The following is a 24,826-nucleotide window of genomic DNA, read 5'->3' as shown; positions in this document are numbered from 1 at the left end:
GCCCAAATTGCTTCGTTTGGAGGATTTGGAGATGAGACCGAACTTTGACTTTACCCCCTATCGCCGATCGACGGTCGGTTTCGACCGGCTGTTCAACCTGCTCGAGGCGGGCGCGCGCGAGGACGATGGCTATCCGCCTTTCGACATCCAGCGGCTCGACGACGACAATTTTCGCATCACCGTCGCGGTCGCCGGCTTCAAGCCGGAGGATATCGAGATCGTCGCGCATCAGAACCTGCTCTCGGTGACCGGCAAGCGAGCCGATGACGCCGACAAGGGCGAATACCTGCATCGCGGTATCGCGGCCCGGGCCTTCGAGCGGCGCTTCCAGCTCGCCGATTTCATCGAGGTCGGCAACGCGAACTTCGAGCACGGCCTCCTGTCGATCGAACTGACGCGCGTCGTGCCGGAGGCGATGAAGCCGCGTCGGATCGAGATCGGCGGCAATGCGTCCGACAGCAAGCGACTGGGCGAGGTGAAGGAAAGAGCGAGCGAGCCTGCCTGAGCCGCGTCCACTGGCCTGCCGGCGCCGCCTCCCGACACACCCCCGCGCGCGGCGGCCGGCAGGTTCAGCCTTTCATCCAGCCAGAAAAGGAGATGTCATCATGGCAATTCGTGATCTCATTCCCTGGAGCCGGCAGGAAAACCGGCTGCCCGTTCCGGTGAGCGCCGAACGGGAAAGGGACACCCATCCACTGCAGTCGCTCCACCGCGACGTGAACCGTCTCTTCGACGATGTCTTCCGCAACTTCGGCATGCCCGCCTTTGCCGGTTTCGACCGCTTGTCGGGATGGCCCCACCTCGAGCTCGGCGAGACCGACGAGGAAATTCGTGTGACGGCGGAACTACCGGGTATGGACGAGCAGGACGTGGAGATTTTCGTCGAAGACGGCGCCTTGACCCTGCGCGGCGAAAAGAAGTCCGAAGTCGACGACAAGGATCGCGGCTACTCGGAGCGCAGCTATGGCCGCTTCGAGCGCCGCATCGGCCTGCCCAGAGGCATCGACCGCGACAAGGTTGCGGCCACCTTCAAGAACGGCGTCCTCACGGTGACGTTGCCCAGAACGGAGGCGGCGGAACAGAACATCCGCCGGATTCCCGTCAATGGCGGCGCCCGCTGAGGGCCGGGCCCGGACTTTCGAGTCCGGGCCTTCGGCCACCGACAACCATGCAGTTGCCGTCGCGGGTGCGACCTCGTTCCCGCACGGCGCCAATGCGATCATCGAGCCGCTGGCCTTGACGACAAACGGCGGCCGACGCCGCCAAATCGATGGCGGGTCAGGTTCGCGCCGCGCTGGGGCCCGGTCGCCGACCCGCTGATTGGTTGGACCGGCGGAGGGGATCCCCTCGCGACGATCGAGCTACGCTTTCCCGACCGCGCCTCGGCCGAGCGATATTGTCAGAGGCAGGGTCTCATCTTCGAATGCCGGACGGCACGATCGCCAGGCCAAATCCGTCCCGCTATCCCCGATGCCCTGGGTCCCGAGCTTTCCTGCTGGCCCACGGGCCCGCATGCTTTGTGCTGCGGCAATTTCCCTTGTGCCAGCGCGGCCGCCAATGAGGACGATGATCGCAGGTCTGCATAACCTGGGGCGCGCTTCATGTGGGCGAGGACTGCTTGCCAGAGCTTGCAGCGTGCGATGGATGCTCGTGTCGATGCCATGCCTGGTCGAGGGCGGTGAACACGCGGTCGATAACGGCCGTGTTGCTCGCCGCCTTGGGCAGTTCGCGCACCGCGAAATGCTGCAAGCGGGCAAGGTCTTTCTTGGGCAAGCGCAGTTCGATCTGCTTGGTGGCCAGTTTGTTCGGCGGCTCGGCCACAAGCCAGCATGTGATGGAGCAGCCTTTTGCGTTGGGCAAAGGTCCACCCCAGCGCTCGCAGTTCGCGAGGGGTGATCGACAGAAGCGCGATCGCGAACTCCATGATGTTGCTAAACGGCAGACGTACCGGCACGTCGTCCGGCTTCGGCTTGCGCCACCGCTTGAGCAGACTGCGCGTCACCGGATATCGATCACGCCATCGACCGCGCGCCACTTGGTGGGGCGGATCATCCCCTCGTGCGATATGCACACCGAGTGCAGCGCGGCCTCGATCTCGCGCCGCCAATGCTCGAGAAACTCGAACAGCACTGGAAAATCGGGCGCGAGATCGTACTCCTGCCAGACGAACAGTTGCAGCAGCGAAGGCGCATCGGGACGGTAGTAGTGGATCTGAGCCGTCGTCAGCCGACGGCCCTCTAGCTGCACGATAAAATCCCGGCGGCTCATGGCGAAGGGCGGTGACCTTCCAAGGGCCTGTCGATCGAATGCATGGCGGCAAGGATGTCATCGATCGGCACCGCGCGCCTGGCGCCGGGCGGCTTGCGCAGGCCGGGATGGTCGCGCACCGCGGCGCGGTCGGACGCCCAGGATGCCAGAATGGCGCGCTTCACTTCCGGCTCGAGGCTCGGGTTGTGCGCAACGTCGAAGGGATGAAGATAACGCGAAAATGGCTGCGACATGGCTGTGCCTCCTTCCTTTGTGTCGCTCCTTTTTCATCTGCGGGCGCAGCGGGCCCACGCTGCGAATTTTGGAACGCCGGCGAGTCGAGTCAAGAGGGGAAATTGGTCCAACAGCAAGCCGATAACGCTGGCATTGGCACTCAGCGCTTACGAGTGCCAAATTTTTTCGCGCACCATCTTGACGCAAAAAATGACCTTTCCTAATTCCGCGTCACCTGTCGTTCGAAGGATCGGCAGGTCTATCACATCTCAGTTTTGCATCTGGAGGTTATGCATGCATTTCCGCCCCTTGCACGACCGTGTGGTCGTCCGCCGCATCGAAGCCGAGGAGAAGACCTCGGGCGGCATCATCATCCCCGACACCGCCAAGGAAAAGCCGCAGGAAGGGGAAGTGGTCGCCGTCGGCGCGGGCCTGCGCGACGATAGCGGCAAGCTCGTTGAACTCGCCGTCAAGGCGGGCGACCGCGTGCTTTTCGGCAAATGGTCGGGAACCGAGGTCAAAGTCGACGGCGAGGATTTGCTCATCATGAAGGAGAGCGACATCCTCGGCGTAATCGAGGCCGCGGCCCAGCTTAAGCAGGCCGCCTGACAGCGACCTGCATCCTCTGACACGTGGAAGGAAATCGACGAAAGGAGACGAGGCAATGGCTGCCAAGGAAGTGAAGTTTGCGTCCGACGCGCGTGATCGCATGCTGCGCGGCGTGGATACGCTGGCCAACGCAGTGAAGGTGACCCTGGGGCCCAAGGGCCGCAACGTGGTCATCGAGAAATCGTTCGGCGCGCCGCGCATCACCAAGGACGGCGTAACCGTCGCCAAGGAAATCGAACTCAAGGACAAGTTCGAGAACATGGGCGCGCAAATGCTGCGCGAGGTCGCGTCGAAGCAGAACGACAAGGCCGGCGACGGCACCACCACCGCGACCGTGCTCGCCCAGGCGATCGTGCGCGAAGGCACAAAGGCCGTCTCGGCAGGCATGAACCCGATGGACCTGAAACGCGGCATCGACCTCGCCGTCGGCGCCGTGGTCAAGGACCTCGAAGCCCATGCGCGGAAGGTCAGCGCCAACAGCGAGATCGCGCAGGTCGCGACCATCTCGGCGAACGGCGACGAGGAAGTCGGCCGCATTCTCGCCGAGGCGATGGAGAAGGTCGGCAACGAGGGCGTCATCACGGTCGAAGAGGCGAAGAGCCTCGCGACAGAGCTTGAAACCGTCGAGGGTATGCAGTTCGATCGCGGCTATCTGTCGCCTTACTTCGTGACCAACGCGGAGAAGCTCAAGGTCGAGCTCGACGATCCCTACATTCTCATCCACGAGAAGAAGCTGTCGAACCTGCAGGCGATGATCCCGCTGCTCGAGCAGGTAGTGCAGTCGGGCCGGCCGCTCCTTATCATCGCCGAGGACGTGGAGGGCGAGGCGCTGGCGACGCTGGTCGTCAACAAGCTGCGCGGCGGCCTCAAGGTTGCAGCGGTCAAAGCGCCGGGCTTCGGCGATCGCCGCAAAGCCATGCTGGAAGACATCGCGATCCTAACTGCCGGCAACGTCGTCAGCGAGGAACTCGGCACCAAGCTCGAGAACGTCACGATCGGGATGCTCGGCCGAGCCAAGAAGGTCATCATCGACAAGGACAATACGACCGTCGTCGATGGTGCCGGAGCCCGCTCAGACATCGATGCCCGCGTCGCCCAGATCCGCGCACAGATCGACACCACGACGAGCGACTACGATCGCGAGAAGCTGCAGGAACGCGTGGCCAAGCTCGCGGGCGGTGTCGCGGTGATCCGCGTCGGCGGAGCGACCGAGGTCGAGGTGAAGGAGAAGAAGGATCGCGTCGATGACGCACTCCACGCCACCCGCGCCGCGGTCGAGGAAGGCATTCTGCCGGGAGGCGGTATTTCGCTGCTGCGCGCTCTCAAGGCGCTTGGCGGCCTCAAGGCGGCGAACGACGACCAGCAGTCAGGCATCGATATTGTCCGCCGCGCACTTCGCGCGCCGGCACGGCAGATCGCTGACAACGCCGGTGAGGATGGCGCCTTCATCGTCGGCAAGCTCCTGGAGAGCGAGGACTACAATTGGGGCTTCAACGCCGCCACCGGCCAATATGAAGATCTGGTCGGCTCCGGGGTGATCGATCCCGCCAAGGTGGTCCGCACCGCGCTTCAGGATGCCGCTTCGGTGGCCTCGCTGCTGATCACGACCGAGGCGCTCGTCGCCGAAGCGCCCAAGGATGACAAGGGCGCAAAGGCCGCGATGCCGGAGCTGGAGTACTGACACACCAAGGGCCCGGCTGCAGCCGGGTCCCATCATCGAACATGAGGAACTCGACGATGAATGACCACTATCTGCGCTACCTCGAGCGCGAACATGCGCGTCTCGAAGCCGAAATTCGCGAGGAGGAGAAGCGTCCCCTTCCGCGCCATTTCCTGATCGGCCGGCTCAAGAAGCTGAAGCTCGCGGTCAAGGACCAGATGGCGGCCTGCTCGGGGCACGAGGCCGAGCGCGAAGCCGCCTGAGCGAGAGTTCGGTGCGGACGATTTGCGTATTTGCCCGTAACTTTTCGGCAACGAGCGTTTGCCGGAAACCTGAGGGCGCCCATCTGCGTTGCATGATCGTCCGCCTCGTTCGGGGAAGCTCGCGAGGATGGAAAGGGGAGCCCCGAGCCAGCCGCCGGGGCTCCTTTCTCTTTCAGCAGCATGGAAAAGCGAGAGGGAGCCTATCCCGGCCCTGAGCTGTACGAGCGCTTCGGCCTCGTGCGTCTGGCGGACTTGGCCGCAGCCCGCCGTGGGTGAAGGCGTGATGTCTTGTCCGAGAGCCGGATGCGGGAGATCTGCACGTCCGGTTCGATGAGCAGGGAGTGGAAACGGACCGTCTGGCAAGCCCCACAGGCGCGCCGCACGACACCGCGCCACTTCCTGACTCTACCGAGCACGTCGGCGTTGTAGAACCGCGATCCCGCCCGTTAGACCTTAGTTCAGTTCGCAGCGGTAGCGAAATCGACCATGATCTCTCCCGATATGCCTTCGAGTGCCTCGCATACTATGTCGGTGGAGAGATTCTCCGGAACCAACAGCTTCATTTTCCCCTTAAACAGCGGGGCGCCGGACCATGCGCTGCCTTCAATGGCAGTAGCAAAATCCTCGATATTGATTTCCAGCCCGGCGAGTACGGTGGTCACTTCACGAACGATCCCGGGGCGATCCTGCCCGACGATTTCGATTGTCAGCGATTGTCCTGTTCGCTCGTCCGTTTTGGCAGACCCGATGATGTCGACTTTGATCCCGAACGCATCGATCTCGCAGGCGGCCTTCTCAAGTTCATCCAGACGCTCTTCAGGCAGTTCGACCAACACCGAGCCGACATATTTTCCGCCGAGCCGCGAAAGATGGCTCTCCAGCCAGTTGCCGCCTGCCGCATATACCGCATCGGCTATCGCGCGAGTGAGGCCGGGTCGGTCGCTGCCGACCACCGTCAGGATTACCGTTCGATCCATGATTCACCTCTAAGTTCGGCACTCTCCAGCAACCACTGATAGGATGTTTGGCTTCTTTTGGAGAGGCCAAATGTCATCCCGCCTCCAAAAAATAGACGACGATGAACGTCGGCTTGGCGGAACAGGATTTCCATCTCTGAGTGGTCGGCCATGCTTGGGGGCTACTATTTCAATGGGCCAGCCACAGCGATAGCATGAGCGTCGGACGCGGCAAGGGGGATCGCAGGTATAGTGGCGCTTGCGGCTCGAAATTGTCGAGCGGGGGGAGGGGATTGGTAGCCTTCGACCTGGGCGCCGAGAACCACTGGCAAGGGTGCCACATGCCTTGATTTCCTCGCTCCTTGCGGCGCGATCCGCGCCGTTTCCTGGTCTTGGATAGGGAACGAGAACGCCGTCCTCTCTCCCCCGCAACGACAATCGGCCGGGCCGTGGCTCGGCGGCGCCTGCGCCCGCACCACCCCGGCAGATTGTCGTTGCCCCCCCTCTCTCCTGCTGGTCGCCGCGAGGCAGGGGCCAGGCGCCGATGACGGTGCCTGACCCAGCATCAGGAGCTTTGAGATGGAAAAGACACCGCATGAGAAGGCGCCATCAACCGATTCTCAGGCCAAGAGGTGGCCCATTCCCCGCAACCGTATTGCTCATGGCAACTGTATCGAAAAATTGAGAGCGCTGCCCAATGGCGCGGTCGATCTTGTCCTGACCGATCCGCCCTATATCTGCCGATGCCGTTCGCGTGACGGGCGCACGGTCGCCAATGACGATCATTCCGATTGGCTTCGTCCAGCCTTTGCCGAGATCGCGCGCGTGATGAGGCCAGGCAGCTTTGCCATCAGTTTCTACGGCTGGAGTGCGGTCGAAAAATTTGTGCTGGCCTGGCGTTCGGTCGGGCTTGTCCCGGTCGGTCATATCGTCTTCCGCAAACATTACGCCTCATCGACGCGCTTCCTGCGCTACGAGCATGAGCAGGCTTTCCTGCTGGCGAAGGGGCGGCCGGCGCAGCCGGCGCATGCTTTGCCTGACGTGATCGACTGGCCGCGTTATACCGGCAACAGGCGCCATCCCACCGAGAAGCCGGTGGAAATTTTGCGGCCATTGGTCGAGACATTCAGCGCGCCTGGCGACATTGTGCTTGATCCCTTTTGCGGCTCGGGATCGACGCTGGAAGCGGCTCGGACATGTGGGCGTGCTTTTCTTGGCGTCGAACTGGACGGCGAGCATTTCCGCACAGCGAGCAGTCGCATGGGGCTCTTGTCCTGATTTATGAAATGGGGCGCTTCCGTCATGGAAGCACCCCATTCGGAACCTCGGGGGAATGCCGATCGCCAGATGGAGAATCAGGGAATGACGACCGGCATCGTGTTCAGCGCCTTGGCACGCTTGGCCAATTTGCGGTCGAAGGTCAGAAATTCCGTGCAATGGTCCGATCGCGCCAAATGAAGGGCGTCGGCGAAATCCATGCCGCCTTCCATCCACTCCAGCGCCAGCGCCAGTTGAGTCGGTTCCTCCATGGTCATACCCGGCAGGCCGGCGAGCCCGCGCAAGGCGCCGGCAATCTGGGCGGGTTTAAAATCATAACCCGCGCGCAAAACCCACTCCGCCTCCAGCAGCACCGTCACGCCGAGAAAAATCTCCTGGCCTTCAATAGCACGTCGGGCGGCTTGCGCCTGTTCCGCATCGTCAGCGGTCAGCAGCCGTACAACGATATTGGTATCAATCCCGCGCACGTCGCTTCGCTTCCCTGGCGATGACCGCGTTCATGGCATCGATGGATAATGGAGGCTTGGTCGACCGCAGCGAACCGAAAACGGCATCAATGTCGGTTGGTGCGAAGATCGGCATAGGTTTCAGAAGGACGCCTTCCGGCGTTTCTTCGACGATCAGCTTCGTACCGGCCGGCCAATGCCGCTGTTCCCGGATCGCCTTGGGCAAGATGACCTGTCCCTTGGTCGACACCGTGGTCGTAATCCGTTCCTGCACGCCCATGGCGCCCTCCAAAGTAAGACGAAGGTAAGATAGGGCAGGCTGTGCTTCAAGGCAAGCGTCCCGGAATTTCAATCTTCGGCTCCCAAGCCGATTTCGGCTCGGGGCCGAGCCTTTCGCACTGGCCCGCCGGCTATGGGCCAGGACAGGCGGCCAGTCCAGGTGGACCGGGAGGTTCGGGGTACCGTTGGCACCTTTCACAGCAGGGGAGAGCCGCCGCGGCATGTCGGTGTTCGCTCTGACCATGGCGCTGAGCGACCGCCGTTGAGACCGCCGGGCCTCCCGCTGACCTGACAGGCTGTTCCTTGGGTCGTCGTTCACGGTAACGGTGGCCGGATAGCGACACCATTGCCTCCCAGGCTTGACGAAGCGGCGCATGACTTTTCTGGAATGCAATGAGTTCCAGGCCGCTTGTGCCGGCCTTGAATGATCAGTGGAAAATGGAAGGAGGGCGCATCGTCGCCATGGCCCGGGCGTAACGCCGAATGAGAAATTCTCTTTGGACGGTGATCAGTTCAGACCGTTCGTCTGGAACTATCGCATCCCGTGTCTCGTGCGGCGGCTGGGACAACAAGTCGGCGTCATTGGACGTTCTCATGACGACCTCTTCTGCGAGTCGTGGGGCGAGGACCATATGCCCGCCCGGACGCCGGGGGAAGGCACATATATCTTGTCGTGACGGCGGCAAGCAGGCGTCCGGCCTTATGCCGTCCGTCATAGTCCATAATAGCCAGTGCAGGGACGACCCGGGCTGAGCATAATGGCCGCCTCTGAACCGGCCCCGCCTCTTCCCTTGGGAGGCGGGGCTTTTGTCATTCGGGTTCGGCGGCTTCGTTTTGGGCGGGCGGAATGACGCCGCTGATGGTCCTCGAATCGGCCGTCCTTCACCCAATTTCCTATCCGTCAGGGGGTCTGTCGAGAGCTGCCGATCAACAATCGGCCCGGATCATGCTACATCGCCATGCCACGCCGGGAGAAGCCTTATGGCCCTGTTCGAACAGCGCGATCTCCATCTCGTCAAGAAGGCGCTCTGCTTGAGCGTGCTCGTCATGGGGGAGCAACCCGAAGGACCGTTCCGGCCCGATTCGGACCTGGCCGACATGAAGGATCTGTTGGACCGGCTGCTGCGCAGTGACAAGGAGTTGGGCCTCTACATGCGTTCGGCCCATCTCATCCTGAAAGGTTCGCCCGGCTGAAACGGCAACGGTCCGTCGGTCTCATGGCATGGTGGCGGAGATGTGAGTTCCTCGGACCTGGTCCTTCTCCTCCTGGTCTTCGGCATCTGTTGCTCTGATACCCGTCATGCAGAGAGGGAGAGCAGGGCGTCTCCCCTGCGGGGGCGGGCCTGATCCGCGTGCCGCTCCGTCGAGCCGGATTTGCCGTCTCGACCATTCGGCGACGATTCCTGACGCGGGCGCGGATATTGCGATCGAGGGCGATGGCGGTTTGGTATTGGCTGGCCGATATGCCAAGGGGGCCGCATTGATCCTGTTTGGAGTGCTTGATGACGGACGAATTGCTGGCAGCGCAGAATAACCTGATCACCCTGACAGCGGACATTGTGTCGGCGCATCTGTCGAACAATATGGTGCCGGTGCCCGAGGTGGCGGGGCTTATCGCCCAGGTGCATGGCGCGCTTTCCGGTCTCGGCACGCCCGCCGCCCCGGCGCAGGAAGAACTGAAGCCCGCCGTGCCGGTCCGCTCATCGGTTAAGCCCGACCACATAATCTGTCTGGAGGACGGTAAGAAGCTCAAGATGCTCAAGCGCCACCTGATGACCCACTATCAGATGACGCCGGACGATTATCGCCGGAAGTGGAACCTGCCCGCCGATTATCCGATGGTCGCGCCAAGCTATGCTGCCACGCGGCGCGATCTCGCCTTGACGATCGGCCTCGGTCAGAAGCGGAAGGGGCAGGGATCCAAGGGACGGAAGGCGTCGCCCAAGAAGGATTGATGGGCTTGCGCGGAACCTCAGATACCGGGGTTCCGCGTCATGCCGTCCCGTTTCGCTGGATCGGGTTTTCTGCACACATGATGCGACCACAAAGAATGAGCGCGCGCGTCCCGCGCCCGATCTTCCGCTGCGCGTTCAGTTCAGGCGCAAGGCACGGTCATGGTCCTGGCCGGGACCAATGATGCGATGAACGAACAGGCGATCGGGTTGCACCGAATATAAGATGCCATAGCCCTTGTAGGAGCGACGACGGATGCCATGCCGCTCATAGCGCGGAATCAGCGGGAAAGCGTGCGGCATTGTTCCGATACGGGCAATCACATCGCGCAGTTCCTGGATGAAAGTCACCGCTCGTCCCAGATTGTCTGGCGCGATCCACTCTCTGATGGCTTGCAGATCCCGGATGGCCTGCGTTGATAACCGAACCTGCATTAATGCTGCTGGCTGTCGGCGGATGCCCGAATATCGGCAATGATTTCGTCGCAAACCTCATCGAGGTCGCGCCCGCCTCCGGCTGCCATCTCTGTCAGGCTTTCCTCGATAGAGGCATCAAGGTCCTTCAGCCATCGTTCTTCGTCCGCGACAATGGTCTGGTCGCGGCGGATCAGATCTCGCACATAGTCGCTGACGCTGGCATATTGGCCGCTGTCGATACGGCTCTGCACATAATCCCGGAGGGGATCGGGCAGGGAAACATTCATGGTCGCCATCGGCATTTCCTCCAGCGCCCGTTATGGCAAAAATTGCCATGAGGTTCAATCGTAACTCTCTTCCGCCCGATCCAGCGGTCTTGCAGAGCCGGCGTGGGGCCGAGGAAAAGGTTGGAGTGAGGATGTCGGACCGCCAACAACGGCGATCAAAGATCGCACCCATTGGCATAATCTGCCATAAGATGTTATGATCTCACTGCCGGAGGAGATACCGTAAATGCCGACTCGCAATGTGGTGCTGACCGACCATCAGGCTGAACTCGTGGATTCGCTGGTTCGCTCTGGACGCTACCAGAACGCGAGCGAAGTCCTGCGTGAGGGCCTCCGCCTGGTCGAGCGAAACGCTGCCGAAGACGCCGCAAGGCTCGGTGCCTTGCAAAAGGCGGCGCAAACCGGGTGGGATGACCTCGATGCAGGCCGCTTTGTCGATGTTGAAGAGCATCAACTCGGCCAATTCATTGCCGGCTTGGGTCGGCAAGCGAAGAAGCGGGCGCGCGTGGCGCAATAAATGGCGCGCTATCGGCTGTCCGCCTCGGCGCAAGCCGACATCATCGACATATTGGAATGGACGCAGGCCCGCTTCGGCGACGCAGCGCGCGAGCGTTATGAGGTGCTGCTCGCCACCGCTATCCGGGATATCGCGGCCGAGCCTGATCGGCCCGGTGCGGTTGACCGCCCCGAATTGGGGAAAGATGCTCGCACCTGGCATCTGCGCCTTAGTCGTGAGCGGGCACGGACCGACGTCGGGGCCGTCCGTCGTCCGCGCCATTTCATCCTCTTTCGAGCTACCAATCCCGATGTCCTGGAGATTGGACGCGTCCTTTACGACGCAATGGAACTGGCGCGCTATCGCTTGCGCGAAGAGGACTGGAACTGACCGCCGCCATAGTGAATCGCGGCGGTCCAGGGTCAGCGAGGTCGCTATCGCGCGCCAACGAGGGAATTTGATCCCAGATTCCCTCCTTGCTTCTGGTTCTGGCCCTTGCAGTCTCTCTATCCCAAACCCGGCGGCAATGGCGTCCGCCCTGTCCTCGACAACATAATGGACGAGCAGCAGCGATATCGCGTCTCCGACCGTGAGGTCCGTGCCGATTTCGCCGGCGCAGCAGCTTTCCTTCATCCTATCGCGATTGGAGGGAGGGGGAAGAGGGGGATCGAACGTTTTTTCGGGTCACGGATTTTCCGTCCTGCTGTTGCGGAGCTTTCTGGTCGCCCGTTCGGCGGCCTCCCTGGCGTATTAGCAGCCGTCGCAGTCACGCGCCCGAAAGCCGACCGGGCTCAAAACCACCCTTCGCGCTCGGTGGGTCGGTCATGAATTTCCGAGATCGAAAATCTTGCCCCAGTCCTCGGCGAGAGCCTCAAGCTCGATGGCGCGATGCGCCGCATGGTCGGAAAGACAGCTGTCCAGGGCGAAGCGGTGATATGTGCCCCCCTCGCTGAACGCCGCCTGCATTTCACAATCGGGGCGATTCCAGGCGTCCCAATGGTTCTCGCTCTCAATGAGCCGGGCAATGTGCCGATCAGGAGATTGGGTGGCTGTGGCCTGTTTCGCGGATGTAAGCCGCTTCGTGGCTGCCATCCTTCTGCCTTCCCACGCCAGGCGTGAGAAGGTGGCGCAATCGTTCATCGCCCGCTGGTAGGTCCCGTGTTCATTCTCACAGGCGTCCACGACGCGGGGCACGCAAAGCCTGGGATTGGAAAGCTGGCGATCGGCTTCCCCGAGGCATTCTTCTATGACGGCCTTGGCGCGGGCAGGTCCGTTTTCTCCTGTCCACAGGTCCGTTGGCGTTGCCAAAGCCGCGACGAGCAATCCAATGGCCACGCTCATGAGTTCCCTCCGCCGATCGCGATCTGATGCCATGCATCATGGGACACAGAGGGTAGGCGGATCAATATCCGTCCTATCCATCTTGCTTCTTGCCCTGGGGTATATGTGGTGGGTTCCCCAGGACGAAGGAAGGGCGGGCGTCTCCCCTGTGGGGCCGGGCTCTGCTCCGCGTGCCGCTCCGTCGAGCCGGCCTTGCCGTCTCGCCCCTTCGGGCATCGATCCCTGACGCGGATGCGGTCATCGCGCTGGCGCGCGATGGCGTTGAATTCGGCCGCGGCAAAAACGCGGTGGACGGCGCTGCCCTTTAGTCCCGCCGCGGCGGGCTGCAAGCCGGCATGCCGGCTCCTCCATTGCATTGCGGTCCTTGCGGATGCCGCCCGCCTCTGACGGCGGGCCTGCCGGTTCGCTCTTGCCGCCCACCCCGTTTTCGCCGGGCCGGTGGTGTTTTAGCCAAGGAGTGAATACCCATGGAACTCAAGCATATCGATATCGCCAATCTGGCTGTCTCCACCGTCAATATGCGGGGCGTGAAAAAGGCACCTGACCTCACCAATATCCTCCCGTCCATCCGGGCGCGCGGGGTATTGGTTCCGCTCATCGTCCGTCAGAACGGGTCGCCCGAAACCTATGAGATCGTCGCGGGCAAGCGGCGCTATCATGCCGCGCTCGTCGTGGCGGAAGAAACCGGGGCCAGCGATCCGTTGCCCTGCGCGGTCATGGCGGCAGGCGATGATGCCGCCGCGCTCGAAGCCTCGCTCATCGAGAATATCGCGCGGCTCGATCCCGATGAAGTGACGCGCTGGGAAACCTTCACCCGGCTCGTCAAGGAAGGACGCACCCCGGAGGATATCTCCAACACCTTCGGGCTGACGGCCTTGCAGGTCAAGCGCACTCTCGCGCTCGGCAACCTGCTCCCCCGCATCCGCAGCCTCTATCGGGCCGAGCAGATCGATGCGACCACCGTTCGCCATCTAACGCTCGCCTCCAAGGCCCGGCAGAAGGAATGGCTTGCGCTGCTCGACGATGAGGGTTCCCATGCGCCGACCGGCTTCCGGCTTAAGGAATGGCTGTTCGGAGGGTCGTCGATCTCGACCAGCGCGGCCCTGTTTGATCTTGCAGGTTATGCGGGTGAGATCATTTCCGATCTGTTCGGCGAGGACAGCTATTTCGCCAATGTCGATCAGTTCTGGGAAGCCCAGCGCGCCGCCATCAAGGCGAAATCCGAGAGTTACCGCGAAGAGGGCTGGAGCGATGTCGTCACGCTCGAACCGGGCGAGCATTTCCACAGCTGGGAGCATGAACGTGCGCCCAAGAGAAAGGGCGGCAGGGTCTATATCGCCATCGACAATCGTGGCGGGGTCAGCTTCCATGAAGGCTATCTGACGATGAAGGAGGCGCGGCGGATCGAGAAGGGCGAGCCGATTGGACGTCCCGCCCGTCCCGAATTGTCGGCGCCACTGGTCGACTATGTGAACCTCCATCGCCATGCCGCCGTTGCGGCGAAGGTGGCGGAAACGCCGTCCGTCGCCCTGCGGATGATGGTCGCCCATGCCATTTGCGGGTCCACCCTGTGGCGGGTCGAGCGGCAGAGCCAGGCCAGCCGCACCGATGCCATCACCGAAAGCGTCGAGAGCAGTCCGTCGGAAGGTTCGACCGACTTCTTTCGTCGGGAGGCGCTGGCGATGCTCGGCATGGACGAGGAGGAGCCGACCGTTGTCGGCGGTGGGGATCACATCGTCCCCCTCTTCGTGAAGCTGCTTGCCCTCAGCGACAAGGAGGTGCTGGCGATCCTTGCCGTGGCCATGGCCGAGACGCTGCAATCGGCCACCACCCTGATCGAGCTTCTGGGCAGCTATCTGGAGGTCGATATGGCCCAATGCTGGGAAGCTGACGAAGCCCTGCTCGATCTTATCCGCGACAAGGAAGTCCTTGGGGCGGTCCTTGCCGATGTGGCCGGTGCTGATGTGGCGGCGGCCAACGCCAAGGAAACCGGCAAGGTCCAGCGCGGGATCATCTTCAACTGCCTGAACGGCGCGATGGGATGGGAGAAGCGGACCGGATGGGTGCCGCGCTGGATGCAGTTCCCGCCGAGCGCCTACACCGGGCGCGGCGGCGTCGCCACGGTCGATTTATGGACCAAATTGCAGGGCCTGCTGGAACCCGAGCAGCCCGACGATCCGCAGACGCCCGGTGAAGCCGAGGTGCACGCCGTCGTGATCGAAGGCGAAGCGTCCGAACCCCGGCAGGATGAGGAAGGGGACGGTCTGCCGCTCGCAGCCTGATCGTCTTGTCCGGCAGGCGGCGGGGCTTCCCGTCGCCTGCCTCATCCTTGAAAGGAGTCAGTCCATGCCTGCCCGCAGACCCGAAGGCGCCATGGCCGACCGCTACCGCATCGGCCTTGCCACCCTCAATTATCTCCCCCGCATCGTCTATTATCTCCATGTCCGGGATGACTTCACCTTCCCCGAAATCGCGTTCCGGCTGGGAACCTCCGTCTGGGAGGTCGAGGACCATTTCGCCGCTGCACTCGCGCATCTCGACAGGGCCGTTCATCGCGAAGGCGAGGGGTGAGGTGGGCACTTCGCGCCGGGCGGCATCGTCATAGGGTTGGCTTCCACCATGGAAATGCGGAGCGCTGCAAAGTGCAGCGCGAAATGTCGACCAGCGTCCACCGCGCGGGGCGCGGTGACGTTTTTCGGTTTTTTACCGGCCTGCGGCGCGGCGGGGGTGGGCGTCGCTGCCCTATAGGCCCACCGCGGCGAGCCGCAAGTCGGGGCTGTGCCCCAACTCCTCCACTTCGTTGCGGCCCTTCGGGTGCTGCTCGCCTCATGCCGTGGGCCTGCCGGTCTGCTCCTGCCGCCCACCCCCGCCACTCCGGCGGCCGGTGCGCGAAGGGAGTAAGGAAAATGGGATATCATGACAAAGCTCATCAGACCGGTTCCACCCTTTACAGCGAGGTGACGGACCGGATCATCGCAGAACTGGAGGCGGGAACCCTGCCTTGGGTCAAGCCTTGGGATGACGGCAGGGCGCCGCTCGGCCTTCCCCGCAACGCCGGAACCGGACGGCGCTACTCAGGCATAAATGTTCTCATATTGTGGCACACCCTTTTCGAGCGCGGCTATCAGTCACAGCGCTGGCTGACCTATCGGCAGGCCGTCGCGCTGGGCGGCCATGTCCGCAAGGGCGAGCAGGGCACGACCGTCTGCTATGCCGACAAGTTCACACCGAAAAATGGCGATGATGCCCGCGAGCCGGATGGAGATAACCCCCGGCAGATTGCTTTCCTCAAGCGCTTCACTGTCTTCAATCTCGACCAGTGCGAAGGGCTACCCGACGATCCGACAGACAGGATCATCACCCATAATGAGGCAGTCCTGATCCCCCGCGCCGAGGCCCTGATCGCCGCGACCGGCGCGGATATCAGGATTGGCGGCAGCGATGCCTATTACGCTCCGGCAACGGATCATATCTGTGTTCCACCGCCGGAAGTCTATTTTGAGCCGATAAACTGGTACCGGACGGTGCTGCACGAACTCGGCCATTTTTCGGGACACCCCAAGCGACTCGACCGCCTGCCGAAGACCGGATTTGGCTCGCCAGACTATGCGAGGGAAGAGCTATGTGCCGAATTAATAAGCGCTTTTTTATGCGCCGAGTTGGGGATTGTCCCGACCGTGAGGCACAGCGATTACCTTGGGGCGTGGCTGGGGGTCCTCAGAGAAGATTCCCGTGCCATCTTCCGCGCCGCCAGTCAGGCCAGCAAGGCCGCCGACTATCTGCTGGGCTTCCTTCCGGCACCCGATGAGGGGGAGGATGGGATAGCTACCGAAGGGAGGATCGTGGCATGATCCTCCTTGAACCCCAGCATATCGCAGCCCTTGAAGCGAACACCGCCGCGCGGCGCGCGGCGCAGGCAGAGGGCAGGCGGGAGCCGGACCCGGCCCCGCTGGTCAAATTCTTCAATCCTATGGGCGCGGCCACTTGGCTCGTGACTGAGCTTTGCGAGGATGGCGACTCGCTGTTCGGCCTTGCGGACCTTGGCTTTGGTTGTCCTGAACTGGGCTATTTCAGCCTGATGGAGATCGCGGCCATTCGGCTTCCTTTCGGTCTCAGGATCGAGCGGGACCTTGCGTTCAACAGCCTGACGTCGATTTCCATCTGGTCCGAGTGGTCGCGGCGAACCGGTTCGATCATCACGGCGCAGGCGAAACTGGCCCAAGCACCCCATCCGCTTCCCCCGGACTTTGATCCTGACATGATCGGCAATGGTGGATCGCCGCGATGATCTGAAACCCCATCGACGAAAGGTTGGGTTCGCATCCGCGATCCCGACCTCTCCCCCATAAATCCCAGCATGGGAAAATGGCACGACCCAAAACCCCCATTGGAGCGCCCCTGTCCGCCTCGCTCGCGTGCCGCGCGGCCCGGTCGGACCGCGCGGCGCTACGCCTCGACCGGTCCCGGCCAACATCCAAACTCTCTCACAGATTTCCCATTGTGCCAGACCGCCTTCACCTGCCTCAAGGATCGGTGGTCCCCCCAATTTAGCCGCCGCCGCCGCCACGCTTCGCGCGGCAACGGCGGCAACTAAATCGGTTCCCCCACCGCCCGCTGCGCGGTCGCCGGCTGCGCCGGCGCTCCTTGACCCAGGCTCGCCGGCCCGACGCGGGACCTCCCGTCTTTTCGACATGAAGGAGGCTCCCATGCAGACGAACGCCGCTTACAACCACAGCGCCTTTCTTGCGGTACTCCGCTCCGCCGAGCGCCGCGCCGCTTGCAGCTATTTCGACCAGCATGTCCTGGAGGATGGCGAGCAGGGCTATGTCACCATCGACGAGGGGGATTATTCGGAGCTGCCCCAGATGTTTATTGAGCGAATCGTCCATACTGTGCCGGGCGCGCTCATCGACGAACTCTGATCCAAGGGGAGGGCCAGAGCGGCCCTCCGACTTTTCCCTGTTCACGGCACGGCCATAGGGGCGTCGAACCCCCATGATCGTCATGGCGAGGGGCATGTCCCGACCTCAGGATGGTCGAGGCTGCAGCGCTTTGAGGGCCTGAAGCGAAGCCGTGGACCCAGCCTTGATCGCGAGGCTGATGATTTCCCGAAGCTCCCGCTCGGTCAACGATTCCACCTCCAGATCAGAGATGATGGCTGCATATTTGCCGCGCAGCGCGACGCGGGTCTGCTCTATCTCCTCGCTGATCTTGCGCTTGCGCTGCTCAAGCTCAGCCAGGCGTTCGCGGTCCGTCAATTTGGGCATGGTGACACCTTCTACACAGGAAGGATGGTTCGCCGCTCATGACGATAGCATGGACCTCGCCTGCGACAAGAAGGATCGCGGCCAGAATGGCGGTTGCTGCCGATAGGGCGAGGAAGAGGGAGGCGGAAGGATGAGACTTGCCCTCACGAAGGGACCCGCGCCTTCCGACACGAGGTCAGCGCAGCGGACAAGCGCGCTGCGACGAGGGGACGCACGCCCTTGGGCGTTTGTAATGCACCGTACGCACGGGTGCTGCGGGCCTGAAACTCCAGCTTTTCTGCGGCTTTTCGTTGGCACAAGATGGCAGCCGTTTTGGCACAGGTCGGCAGCCGGCGGCAGCCATCTTGAGGAGGGAGAAAGGCTAAGTCGCTGATCTGGCTTGGCACTTCGCGGCTGCCATTGGCAGTTTTCATAAACTATTGAGTTTGAAGCATAATTAGGCTAATAAGGCTGTGCTTCATCACGGTTTCGCGTGTCGGATAAGGAGTTCCGGCACGTGGCACGTATTACAATACGAATAGATGACGACCTGTACGCGCGCCTTGTCAGTCAGGCACGCGGCGCTGGCGTGGGTACGGCGAGTTATTGTCGCGACATATTGGACAGGTTCGATGGCGCGGACCCAACGGGCTACCATGGGCGCTTTGACGAACTCCATGCGACGGTCATCCAGGCCTTCGCCATTCTCGCGACATCGGTCGGTGAGCGGTCGCCCGAACTCCTCCAGAAAGGGTTGATCGAAGCCCGCCGTCTCCTCCGTGAAAGGGGATTGCTCGAAGCCGGGGAGGAGCGGCCATGAGCATCTTCCGGCATGATACGCTCGGTTCCTGGACCAGGGGCGGGCAGGCCATCGTTCACAATGTGCGGATGACGACGCAGGTCTTCTACCAGACTTTCCTGGCAGGGTTCGTCATCTGGATTGGCGGCATCATCTGGTATGCCTGCGAGGCATCTACTGATTATGAGCGCTTTGTCCTCCTGAAGATCGGGCAGGCGACGTTCATGGGTGATGCTGTCCCTGGGAATGTCGCGCCGATTCTCTTCAGGGCACCTGATGGCCGGGAATATTGGACCGACCCCAAGGCACTTCTCGAATCGGGCGTGGCCCATAAGACGCTTGGGGCCTTCGAGACCTATCTGGTCCATGGCGCGCTTATTTCCGGCGCCTTCGCCCTCCTTATGCTGTTCTGGGCCTGGTTCTATTTCACCCGGACGGGGAGGGGGCTGGGCTCCAACCAGTTCCTGCGCGGTGCGCGCTTCGGTACCGTCCGCCAGGTCCGCCGGGCACTCTGGAAGCATGCCAAGGGCAGCTTTGATATCGGTGGCGTGAACGTGCCCGATGCCTTCGAGCCGGAGCATATTCTCATCTGCGGTGCCCCCGGAACGGGCAAGACAAACCTCATCGTCAAGATGCTCGACGGCATCCGGCAGCGGAAGCGACGGGCCATCGTCTATGACACGGCGGGAACCTTCGTGGAGAAATTCTACCGGCCCGGGATCGATGTTCTGCTCAATCCGCTCGATGCCCGTTCGGACTGCTGGTCGCCCTGGGTCGATGTTCCGCGCGACTATCATTATGACCAGATCGCGGAGTCCACGATCCCCGACAAGGCGGGCGATCCCTTCTGGGCCAAGGCCGCGCGAGGCACGCTGGTCGCGGTGCTGCGCAAACTTGCCCGGCAAGAGCGGCCGCTCATTTCCGTTCTCCTGGACATCCTGCTGCGTTCGAAGCTGAAGGACCTCGCCACCTTCGTCGACGGGACGGAAGCCGCTGCCTTCATCAGCCCGGAAGGGGAACGTACCTCAGCCGGTGTTCAGGCGGAACTCGCCTCGGTGATGCGCAGCTTCTCCTATCTCGACGATACCGCCGACGGGCTTTCTATCCGTGACTGGGTCGCTCACGAGAAGGACGATAGCTGGCTTTTTATCACCGTGAAGTCCGATCAGTTGCCGTCGCTGCGGCCCCTCATCACCGTCTGGCTGGACATCGCGATCAGCGCGATCATGAGTATGACGCCCGACCGCAACCGCCGTCTCTATTGCGTTGTCGATGAGCTTCCGACGCTCCAGAAACTGCCCTCGCTCTCGGATTTCCTCGCCCGCGCCCGGAAATATGGCGGCTGCGGTGTCCTCGGGTTCCAGAGCTATCCGCAGCTCGAGGCGACCTACGGAATCCAGGATGCCGCCGCGATCACAGGCTATTGTTCGACCTGGGTCGCGCTCCGAGCCAACGATACGCCGACAGCGAAGCATGTCAGCGAGAATCTTGGTCAAGTCGAACAGGTCGAGGCCAATGAGGGCATGTCCTACGGCGTCAATGACATGCGCGACGGGGTGAACCTCTCGCGCATGCAGGTGACCCGTCCGCTGGTGATGCACACGGAGGTGACGAACCTCCCCAATCTGGCCGGCTATCTACGATTCGGGAGGAGTCTCCCGGTCGTGCGATTCGAGGATCGGTTCAACAAGGTTGCCTCCATCGCCACCGCCTTCGAGGAACGAATTGCTCCACCCGTGAGGCTGGTCGAGGACGCGCCGGAGCCCGTCAGTGTCCCGCCCGTGCCACCACGATCTCCCCGCCCGGCTCCGCCGAAAGCGAAATCGCGCAAGCCACGGGCCGCGTCTGAGGAAGCGAAACTGCCCCTCAAGCCGCATCCAGAAGCGGATTCCGGGAAGGATAACGATCAGGCTGGGCCGCCGGCAAATGCCGGTGGTGCCGGGCCGGACGAATCGCCCGCAGTCCCCCAGCTTGAACTTTTCGGCAAACCGGTCGGCTTCCGTCTCCGGCAGCATGGTCGGCGCAATGGCTCCCGTAACTCAGCGAGGCCGGCATGATCCATCCCCGCCGCCTCAAAGGCACACCCGCCAATATCGCCCGCTACTATACGGTGGGCGACTATTATACGAAGGGCGCCGACGAACATAGCGAGTGGGGTGGGGCCATCGCGCGTGACCTCGGGCTCGAAGGGAAGGTGGATGGCGCCATCTTCGCGGCCCTGCTGGAAGGAAAGGTCGCGGGGCAGCAACTCGGCCGACATCGAGCCAATGGGGACATCCAGCATCATCCCGGATGGGACTTTGCCGTGAACGCCCCCAAGTCGGTGTCGATCATGGCGCTCGTTGCCGGTGACCGGCGCATCATCGACGCTCATGAGCAGGCGGTGGGAACTGCCCTTTCCTGGATGGAAGAGCATGCCGCGACGAGGGCGCGCGTTAACGGCGAGATCACCGAGCGAACGACCGGACGCCTTCTCTTCGCGCGCTTCACCGAACATGCCTCGCGCGAACTCGACCCCCATCTCCATACCCATGTCGTGGTGATGAACCTCACCAATGATGGGGTAGGGCAGCGATTCACCAGCCTTGAAACCAGGGCTATGTACGCCGAGCAGATGGTGGCCGGGCAGATCTATCGCAACGAATTGGCGCACCTTCTGCGCGAGCGCGGCTATGAGGTGGAGTTTGATCCGCGCAAGGGGCTGTTCGAGATCAGGGGTGTGCCGCGAGACCTGATGGCGGACATGTCGCAACGCGCCCAGCAGATCGACGCCCATGCCAAGGAGCACGGCCTCACCGGACAGGCGGCTCGCCGCATGTCCTTCTACGCTACCCGGGGGCCGAAGGAGAAAGTCTCGCTCGAGACGCTTCATGACCAGTGGCACGTCCGCCTCGGCAAACATGAGCAGGCGGTCGAAGAGACGCGACTGGCGGCGGAGAAGATCGGTGACCGGACGCTTGATGTTCCTACCCAGCTGGCGGCGCGCTCCATGCTGTTCGGTCTGCGGCAGTCAGAGGGAAGGGAGGCGGTCAATAATCTGGGTCGGCTGCTCCGGGTTGCCCTGGCGTCCCATGTCGGGGAGGTCCGCCTGCGCGACATTCGTCCCTTGGCACAGGAGCATGAAGCGCGGCGAAAGCTCCTGGCGACCCGGCACCAGACAGGAGATGAAATTCACACCCAAGGCCGCACGACTCGCCGAACCGCGCGGCTGGAGCTTGCCTTCTCGGATCACCTTGCCCTGGCCATTGGTGACGCCAAGCCGCTCGCGACACAGGCGCGACTCGTCGAGCAGGCAAAGGCGCATGACCTCAATGCTGGGCAGCGCGCGGGCCTCCTGCATCTGGGGACCAGCGAGGATCGGGTGATCGGCGTGCATGGGGTCGCGGGATCGGGTAAGTCGACGCTGATTGCCTCCTTGAAGCACGCCGCCGGCCCGGACGTGATTCTGGTCGCCCTCGCTCCGACATCTTCAGCGGCGGCCGAACTGGGGAAGAAGGCCAAGATCGAATCGCGAACCGTCGCGAGTCTGATCGCCGGGGGTGGTCGTGGCCTTGATGACCAACACACGCTCGTGGTCGACGAGGCAGGGCAGTTGGGTAACCGGCAGGCGATCCGCCTGTTGGAAATCAGTCGGCTCACTGGTGCCCGCATCATTATGCTCGGTGACAATCGCCAGACCGGCGCCATCCAGCAGGGTAAGCCCTTTTGGCTGATGCAGCGTCTGGGACTTCCAACGGTGGAACTCACCGAGCCGGTCCGCCAGCGGAATGACGCCATGCTGGCCGCGGTAGCGCAGGCCCGTCTTGGCAATTACGCAGATTCGATCGGACATCTCGATAAGGTCGTGAGCGGCGCATCAAGCGACGTGCTTGCGGCGGGGCTGGTGGAGGAATGGGCGCGGCTGAGTTCTCGCAGCAAGGACCGCACGAACATCCTTGTCCTGGAAAATGCCACCCGGCTGATCGTCAACTCCAAGGTCCGTGAGGCGCTCAAGACGGAAGGGGCGATCGCCGCCGAAGATGCGCGGCTCTCGATCCTGGCCCCCTCCGGCATGACCGATCAGGAGAAAAATTTTGCCCGCTTCTATGCTCGCGGGCAGGTGGTGACCTTCGCCCGTGACAATGCCGGCCTGGGGATTGCCCGCGATGCCCCATATAAGATCGTGGGCCTGTCTCGCGACTCGCGCGGTCGGCAGAGAGTCAGCCTCTCCGACGAGAATGGAAGGACGATCCAGTGGGATCCGCGACTCGGGCGAGCGTCGCAGATCAACGTGTTCAGGGAGGAAGACCGCGTTCTCGCAGCTGGCGACCGGATTCAGTGGCGGCTGGTGAACCACGAACTTGGTCTGAAGAATGCCGAACGGGGAACGGTCGAGCGCCTTGATGGGCCGATCGCTTCAATTCGTTGGGACCGCGACGGCAAGGTGCAGGAGGTCGACCTGTCCCAGCACCGGACCTGGGACCACGGCTATGCCGAGACCATTTATGCGGCTCAGTCGAAGACCTATGATCGGGTCTATGTCCTGGCGCCGGTCAATTCCCCGCTGGTCACCGGTCAGAATTATTACACCGCCATCACCCGCGCCCAATTTGGTGTGAAGCTCTGGACCGAGGACCCAGAGCGGCTCGCCGAGAAACTCACCCAGAAGTCTGGGGAAAAGACCTCCTCTCTGGAGGGGCTCGGGCGCCTTGACCGGAGTTCCATCAAGGGACGAGCAGGGCACCATGGCGAGCGGTTGGAGAGGTTGCGCGAACAGCAGCTTGGAGATCGCGAAGCCCGTAGGGTCCGGCTCGAAGCCGAGCGCGCGGAACGGACGGCCAGGGAACCGGACGGTATCGCAGCGGACTTGGCGGGCAGGGCGCAATCGGCTGCACGGTTTCTGGATCAGTGGCTCGTTGCGCTTCTCGATCGCAACAGAAGCGATGAAAGACAAGCGAATTCACCCCATCAGTCAGCACCGGAAATCCCAGCAAATCTACCGAGTCGGAACGAAGAACTCGAACGCGGAGGTGGGCATGACCGTTGATCGGCTTTACTCCGGCAGCGCCATCGTGCTGCTGCTGTGCTTGTCCCAGCCTGTTCATGCGAACCCGGTCCTTCCAGTGGAACATGAGAGACGTGTAGGTCGTTGCATTCGACAGGCTTCCGAAGGTCGGCTTTGGTTGGAGCGGACCCTTTGGGGCTTGCGTGACCAGGAGGCAGGCTGGGTCGGAGCTGAAATCCTCAACCGGAACGGCTCTCATGATCTGGGGCCGCTTCAGGTAAACAGTTTCTGGGTGCCCAAGCTTTCCGCCATGATCGACCGCCCGCCGACTCAGGTCCGCGTCTGGCTCACCCACGATCCCTGCTTCAACGTCCAAGCCGCGCGATGGATATTCCTGTCTGCGCTATCGGCGACGCACGACTATTGGAAAGCCGTTGGCGTCTATCATAGCCCCACCCACAGGCGGCAACGACATTACGCAGGCCTCGTCGCGGCTAAGCTGGTCAGACGATTTGGTCCTTCCATCTTCCTGAAGGGCGATCATCGTGTCAGATACTGATGGTGGCACCCCGCGCCGCGATGAGGACCGCGCGCTCAACATGCTGTTGCGCCGCGTGCCGCGGACCAGGACGCTGCCGCAGAAGCTGCCGCCACTCGCTGTTCCGATCGAGGTGGCGCCGTTCGAGGGGAAAACCGTAATGCAACCGCTTTGCGTTCGCATTACGGTTGCTGCGCAGATGCTCGGCATCGGTCGCACCAAGCTATATGCCCTGATAAAGCGGGGAGAGCTAAAAACTATCAAACTGGACGGCTCGGTACTCATCACGATGACCAGCCTTGAGGCATTCGTTCAAAGATGCGCTGAAGCAGGTTCGTCAGGTCGGAAGTAAAATCAACATGTTCAATCACGTGCCTTTCGAGAGCCTACGCGGGGTCCGATGGCGTTCGATTTTAGAAATGCCTCCAACTCGTTGAGGTGCCGTCGGCCGAATCGAAAGAGGCGCAAGATATGAGAAGGCCGGTCGGGTGCAGCGATCGCCAGATATTGGCCGACCGTAAGGCTCGGCTCTTGGGCCAGGATGTCGCGAGTCCGCCAGTCCAGGGGAAGCTGGAAAAGGGGCGTTTCCGATGTAACTTGGACGACAGGCGGCATTCTTTCGAGAGCCTCGACCGCCGCGGCGTGGAGTTGAGAGGCCCGGCTCGGGGAGATCCCGAGCTCTTGGCCGATTTTCGCAAAGCTTGCACCAGACTTCCGCCGAGTCAGAACGAACGCGTGCCGAGCTTGGACATCTACCATGTCAACCTCCAAGAGGCGGTTAACATAGCTAAAAC

The 24,826-nt window shown here is 62.4% G+C and carries 31 protein-coding genes; 21 read left to right on the top strand and 10 right to left on the bottom strand.

The features are described from left to right. Positions 1-31 precede the first annotated feature (31 nt). The 3 genes from YP76_RS15980 to YP76_RS28735 all read left to right on the top strand — a co-directional run bounded on the left by YP76_RS15980 (position 32) and on the right by YP76_RS28735 (position 1,586). Positions 32-505 (top strand): Hsp20 family protein, encoded by a 474-nt coding sequence (locus tag YP76_RS15980; protein WP_046764908.1) that lies wholly within the window; start codon positions 32-34, stop codon positions 503-505. Between the two features lie 100 nt (positions 506-605). Next, positions 606-1,121: an Hsp20/alpha crystallin family protein gene (locus YP76_RS15975; RefSeq protein WP_046764604.1), complete on the top strand. Its 516-nt coding sequence runs from the start codon at positions 606-608 to the stop codon at positions 1,119-1,121. Positions 1,122-1,316: 195 nt separating this feature from the next. Continuing rightward, a complete protein-coding gene (locus YP76_RS28735; RefSeq protein ID WP_332307421.1) occupies positions 1,317-1,586 on the top strand; it encodes an ETC complex I subunit in 270 nt (89 codons plus the stop codon). Between the two features lie 13 nt (positions 1,587-1,599). Here YP76_RS28735 and YP76_RS28730 read toward each other — a convergent pair whose 3' ends face one another. The 3 genes from YP76_RS28730 to YP76_RS15955 form a co-directional block, all read right to left on the bottom strand. Then, positions 1,600-1,821, bottom strand: a complete 222-nt coding sequence (locus YP76_RS28730) for a hypothetical protein (RefSeq protein ID WP_232307586.1) — start codon at positions 1,819-1,821, stop codon at positions 1,600-1,602. Positions 1,822-1,998: 177 nt separating this feature from the next. Further along, entirely contained in the window at positions 1,999-2,268 is a 270-nt protein-coding gene (locus YP76_RS15960; protein ID WP_046764602.1) for an usg protein, read from the bottom strand. After that, positions 2,265-2,501, bottom strand: a complete 237-nt coding sequence (locus tag YP76_RS15955; RefSeq protein ID WP_046764601.1) for a hypothetical protein — start codon at positions 2,499-2,501, stop codon at positions 2,265-2,267. Before YP76_RS15955 ends, YP76_RS15960 begins: the two co-directional genes overlap by 4 nt. Before the next feature lie 274 nt (positions 2,502-2,775). Here YP76_RS15955 and groES point away from each other — a divergent pair, with 274 nt between their 5' ends. From groES to YP76_RS15940, 3 genes are read left to right on the top strand one after another with little or no spacing between them, the layout of a single operon-like run. Then, positions 2,776-3,090 (top strand): co-chaperone GroES, encoded by a 315-nt coding sequence (gene groES, locus YP76_RS15950; RefSeq protein WP_046764600.1) that lies wholly within the window; start codon positions 2,776-2,778, stop codon positions 3,088-3,090. A gap of 55 nt (positions 3,091-3,145) precedes the next feature. Then, the gene (gene groL, locus YP76_RS15945) at positions 3,146-4,771 is read left to right on the top strand and encodes a chaperonin GroEL (protein WP_046764599.1); all 1,626 of its coding nucleotides are present in this window, start codon (positions 3,146-3,148) and stop codon (positions 4,769-4,771) included. 56 nt (positions 4,772-4,827) lie between these two features. Beyond that, positions 4,828-5,013 (top strand): YdcH family protein, encoded by a 186-nt coding sequence (locus YP76_RS15940; protein WP_046764598.1) that lies wholly within the window; start codon positions 4,828-4,830, stop codon positions 5,011-5,013. A gap of 458 nt (positions 5,014-5,471) precedes the next feature. On the opposite strand, the gene YP76_RS15935 is transcribed toward YP76_RS15940, so the two are convergent. Continuing rightward, positions 5,472-5,990, bottom strand: coding sequence for a glycine cleavage system protein R (locus YP76_RS15935; RefSeq protein ID WP_046764597.1), 519 nt, complete (start codon positions 5,988-5,990; stop codon positions 5,472-5,474). 558 nt (positions 5,991-6,548) lie between these two features. Here YP76_RS15935 and YP76_RS15930 point away from each other — a divergent pair. Next, a complete protein-coding gene (locus tag YP76_RS15930) occupies positions 6,549-7,247 on the top strand; it encodes a DNA methyltransferase (RefSeq protein ID WP_084733209.1) in 699 nt (232 codons plus the stop codon). A gap of 77 nt (positions 7,248-7,324) precedes the next feature. On the opposite strand, the gene YP76_RS15925 is transcribed toward YP76_RS15930, so the two are convergent. After that, entirely contained in the window at positions 7,325-7,714 is a 390-nt protein-coding gene (locus tag YP76_RS15925) for a type II toxin-antitoxin system VapC family toxin (protein ID WP_046764596.1), read from the bottom strand. After that, positions 7,701-7,973, bottom strand: coding sequence for an AbrB/MazE/SpoVT family DNA-binding domain-containing protein (locus YP76_RS15920; RefSeq protein ID WP_046764595.1), 273 nt, complete (start codon positions 7,971-7,973; stop codon positions 7,701-7,703). Before YP76_RS15920 ends, YP76_RS15925 begins: the two co-directional genes overlap by 14 nt. Positions 7,974-8,953: 980 nt before the next feature. Between YP76_RS15920 and YP76_RS15910 the strand changes: the two genes are divergently transcribed. Both YP76_RS15910 and YP76_RS15905 read left to right on the top strand, forming a co-directional pair. Next, positions 8,954-9,166, top strand: coding sequence for a hypothetical protein (locus YP76_RS15910; RefSeq protein ID WP_046764593.1), 213 nt, complete (start codon positions 8,954-8,956; stop codon positions 9,164-9,166). Positions 9,167-9,474: 308 nt separating this feature from the next. Then, positions 9,475-9,927, top strand: a complete 453-nt coding sequence (locus tag YP76_RS15905; protein WP_046764592.1) for a MucR family transcriptional regulator — start codon at positions 9,475-9,477, stop codon at positions 9,925-9,927. Between the two features lie 135 nt (positions 9,928-10,062). Here YP76_RS15905 and YP76_RS15900 read toward each other — a convergent pair whose 3' ends face one another. After that, entirely contained in the window at positions 10,063-10,359 is a 297-nt protein-coding gene (locus YP76_RS15900) for a type II toxin-antitoxin system RelE/ParE family toxin (RefSeq protein WP_046764591.1), read from the bottom strand. Further along, on the bottom strand, positions 10,359-10,637 hold the full coding sequence (locus YP76_RS15895; RefSeq protein WP_046764590.1) for a type II toxin-antitoxin system ParD family antitoxin: 279 nt from the start codon (positions 10,635-10,637) through the stop codon (positions 10,359-10,361). Before YP76_RS15895 ends, YP76_RS15900 begins: the two co-directional genes overlap by 1 nt. A 217-nt stretch (positions 10,638-10,854) precedes the next feature. Here YP76_RS15895 and YP76_RS15890 point away from each other — a divergent pair, with 217 nt between their 5' ends. Together YP76_RS15890 and YP76_RS15885 are read left to right on the top strand one after the other, a co-directional pair. Next, positions 10,855-11,145: a type II toxin-antitoxin system ParD family antitoxin gene (locus tag YP76_RS15890; protein WP_046764589.1), complete on the top strand. Its 291-nt coding sequence runs from the start codon at positions 10,855-10,857 to the stop codon at positions 11,143-11,145. Beyond that, a complete protein-coding gene (locus tag YP76_RS15885; RefSeq protein ID WP_046764588.1) occupies positions 11,146-11,514 on the top strand; it encodes a type II toxin-antitoxin system RelE/ParE family toxin in 369 nt (122 codons plus the stop codon). Between the two features lie 432 nt (positions 11,515-11,946). On the opposite strand, the gene YP76_RS15880 is transcribed toward YP76_RS15885, so the two are convergent. Then, positions 11,947-12,447 (bottom strand): lysozyme inhibitor LprI family protein, encoded by a 501-nt coding sequence (locus YP76_RS15880; protein ID WP_198147516.1) that lies wholly within the window; start codon positions 12,445-12,447, stop codon positions 11,947-11,949. A 485-nt stretch (positions 12,448-12,932) separates the two neighbouring features. On the opposite strand from YP76_RS15880, the gene YP76_RS15875 reads away from it, so the two are divergent. The 5 genes from YP76_RS15875 (at position 12,933) to YP76_RS15855 (ending at position 17,387) form a co-directional block, all read left to right on the top strand. Beyond that, entirely contained in the window at positions 12,933-14,747 is a 1,815-nt protein-coding gene (locus tag YP76_RS15875; RefSeq protein ID WP_084733207.1) for a ParB/RepB/Spo0J family partition protein, read from the top strand. 64 nt (positions 14,748-14,811) lie between these two features. After that, the gene (locus tag YP76_RS15870; protein WP_046764586.1) at positions 14,812-15,036 is read left to right on the top strand and encodes an RNA polymerase sigma factor; all 225 of its coding nucleotides are present in this window, start codon (positions 14,812-14,814) and stop codon (positions 15,034-15,036) included. Positions 15,037-15,371: 335 nt separating this feature from the next. Beyond that, positions 15,372-16,316, top strand: coding sequence for an ArdC family protein (locus YP76_RS15865; RefSeq protein ID WP_046764585.1), 945 nt, complete (start codon positions 15,372-15,374; stop codon positions 16,314-16,316). After that, complete coding sequence (locus tag YP76_RS15860) at positions 16,313-16,753, top strand: DUF2958 domain-containing protein (RefSeq protein WP_046764584.1); 441 nt, start codon at positions 16,313-16,315, stop codon at positions 16,751-16,753. Before YP76_RS15865 ends, YP76_RS15860 begins: the two co-directional genes overlap by 4 nt. 418 nt (positions 16,754-17,171) lie before the next feature. After that, on the top strand, positions 17,172-17,387 hold the full coding sequence (locus YP76_RS15855) for a hypothetical protein (RefSeq protein WP_046764905.1): 216 nt from the start codon (positions 17,172-17,174) through the stop codon (positions 17,385-17,387). 105 nt (positions 17,388-17,492) lie between these two features. Here the strand turns inward: YP76_RS15855 and YP76_RS15850 are convergent, their stop codons facing one another. After that, positions 17,493-17,732, bottom strand: coding sequence for a hypothetical protein (locus YP76_RS15850; RefSeq protein ID WP_046764583.1), 240 nt, complete (start codon positions 17,730-17,732; stop codon positions 17,493-17,495). Between the two features lie 496 nt (positions 17,733-18,228). Between YP76_RS15850 and YP76_RS15845 the strand changes: the two genes are divergently transcribed. Genes YP76_RS15845 through YP76_RS28725 form a run of 5 tightly spaced genes read left to right on the top strand, consistent with a single transcriptional unit; the run spans position 18,229 to position 24,384 of the window. Then, a complete protein-coding gene (locus tag YP76_RS15845; protein WP_046764904.1) occupies positions 18,229-18,531 on the top strand; it encodes a hypothetical protein in 303 nt (100 codons plus the stop codon). After that, complete coding sequence (locus tag YP76_RS15840; RefSeq protein WP_046764582.1) at positions 18,528-20,567, top strand: type IV secretion system DNA-binding domain-containing protein; 2,040 nt, start codon at positions 18,528-18,530, stop codon at positions 20,565-20,567. Before YP76_RS15845 ends, YP76_RS15840 begins: the two co-directional genes overlap by 4 nt. Beyond that, positions 20,564-23,536: a MobF family relaxase gene (gene mobF, locus YP76_RS15835; protein WP_046764581.1), complete on the top strand. Its 2,973-nt coding sequence runs from the start codon at positions 20,564-20,566 to the stop codon at positions 23,534-23,536. The genes YP76_RS15840 and mobF overlap by 4 nt, the downstream gene beginning before the upstream one ends. Then, a complete protein-coding gene (locus tag YP76_RS15830; RefSeq protein WP_232307585.1) occupies positions 23,526-24,053 on the top strand; it encodes a lytic transglycosylase domain-containing protein in 528 nt (175 codons plus the stop codon). Before mobF ends, YP76_RS15830 begins: the two co-directional genes overlap by 11 nt. Continuing rightward, complete coding sequence (locus YP76_RS28725) at positions 24,040-24,384, top strand: helix-turn-helix domain-containing protein (protein WP_232307584.1); 345 nt, start codon at positions 24,040-24,042, stop codon at positions 24,382-24,384. Before YP76_RS15830 ends, YP76_RS28725 begins: the two co-directional genes overlap by 14 nt. The last annotated feature ends 442 nt before the right edge of the window (positions 24,385-24,826 follow it).

It is taken from the genome of Sphingobium chungbukense, from assembly GCF_001005725.1.
Classification (GTDB): Bacteria; Pseudomonadota; Alphaproteobacteria; order Sphingomonadales; family Sphingomonadaceae; genus Sphingobium; species Sphingobium chungbukense.
This window is presented reverse-complemented; position numbering and strand designations above follow the sequence as displayed.

Bases quoted from the DNA above. Each gene is read 5' to 3' on its own strand.
- YP76_RS15980 (WP_046764908.1), top strand. From the start codon at position 32: ATGAGACCGAACTTTGACTTTACCCCCTATCGCCGATCGACGGTCGGT.
- YP76_RS15975 (WP_046764604.1), top strand. From the start codon at position 606: ATGGCAATTCGTGATCTCATTCCCTGGAGCCGGCAGGAAAACCGGCTG.
- YP76_RS15960 (WP_046764602.1), bottom strand. From the start codon at position 2,268: ATGAGCCGCCGGGATTTTATCGTGCAGCTAGAGGGCCGTCGGCTGACG.
- YP76_RS15955 (WP_046764601.1), bottom strand. From the start codon at position 2,501: ATGTCGCAGCCATTTTCGCGTTATCTTCATCCCTTCGACGTTGCGCAC.
- groES (WP_046764600.1), top strand. From the start codon at position 2,776: ATGCATTTCCGCCCCTTGCACGACCGTGTGGTCGTCCGCCGCATCGAA.
- groL (WP_046764599.1), top strand. From the start codon at position 3,146: ATGGCTGCCAAGGAAGTGAAGTTTGCGTCCGACGCGCGTGATCGCATG.
- YP76_RS15940 (WP_046764598.1), top strand. From the start codon at position 4,828: ATGAATGACCACTATCTGCGCTACCTCGAGCGCGAACATGCGCGTCTC.
- YP76_RS15935 (WP_046764597.1), bottom strand. From the start codon at position 5,990: ATGGATCGAACGGTAATCCTGACGGTGGTCGGCAGCGACCGACCCGGC.
- YP76_RS15930 (WP_084733209.1), top strand. From the start codon at position 6,549: ATGGAAAAGACACCGCATGAGAAGGCGCCATCAACCGATTCTCAGGCC.
- YP76_RS15920 (WP_046764595.1), bottom strand. From the start codon at position 7,973: ATGGGCGTGCAGGAACGGATTACGACCACGGTGTCGACCAAGGGACAG.
- YP76_RS15910 (WP_046764593.1), top strand. From the start codon at position 8,954: ATGGCCCTGTTCGAACAGCGCGATCTCCATCTCGTCAAGAAGGCGCTC.
- YP76_RS15905 (WP_046764592.1), top strand. From the start codon at position 9,475: ATGACGGACGAATTGCTGGCAGCGCAGAATAACCTGATCACCCTGACA.
- YP76_RS15900 (WP_046764591.1), bottom strand. From the start codon at position 10,359: ATGCAGGTTCGGTTATCAACGCAGGCCATCCGGGATCTGCAAGCCATC.
- YP76_RS15895 (WP_046764590.1), bottom strand. From the start codon at position 10,637: ATGGCGACCATGAATGTTTCCCTGCCCGATCCCCTCCGGGATTATGTG.
- YP76_RS15890 (WP_046764589.1), top strand. From the start codon at position 10,855: ATGCCGACTCGCAATGTGGTGCTGACCGACCATCAGGCTGAACTCGTG.
- YP76_RS15885 (WP_046764588.1), top strand. From the start codon at position 11,146: ATGGCGCGCTATCGGCTGTCCGCCTCGGCGCAAGCCGACATCATCGAC.
- YP76_RS15875 (WP_084733207.1), top strand. From the start codon at position 12,933: ATGGAACTCAAGCATATCGATATCGCCAATCTGGCTGTCTCCACCGTC.
- YP76_RS15870 (WP_046764586.1), top strand. From the start codon at position 14,812: ATGCCTGCCCGCAGACCCGAAGGCGCCATGGCCGACCGCTACCGCATC.
- YP76_RS15865 (WP_046764585.1), top strand. From the start codon at position 15,372: ATGGGATATCATGACAAAGCTCATCAGACCGGTTCCACCCTTTACAGC.
- YP76_RS15860 (WP_046764584.1), top strand. From the start codon at position 16,313: ATGATCCTCCTTGAACCCCAGCATATCGCAGCCCTTGAAGCGAACACC.
- YP76_RS15855 (WP_046764905.1), top strand. From the start codon at position 17,172: ATGCAGACGAACGCCGCTTACAACCACAGCGCCTTTCTTGCGGTACTC.
- YP76_RS15850 (WP_046764583.1), bottom strand. From the start codon at position 17,732: ATGCCCAAATTGACGGACCGCGAACGCCTGGCTGAGCTTGAGCAGCGC.
- YP76_RS15840 (WP_046764582.1), top strand. From the start codon at position 18,528: ATGAGCATCTTCCGGCATGATACGCTCGGTTCCTGGACCAGGGGCGGG.
- mobF (WP_046764581.1), top strand. From the start codon at position 20,564: ATGATCCATCCCCGCCGCCTCAAAGGCACACCCGCCAATATCGCCCGC.
- YP76_RS15830 (WP_232307585.1), top strand. From the start codon at position 23,526: ATGACCGTTGATCGGCTTTACTCCGGCAGCGCCATCGTGCTGCTGCTG.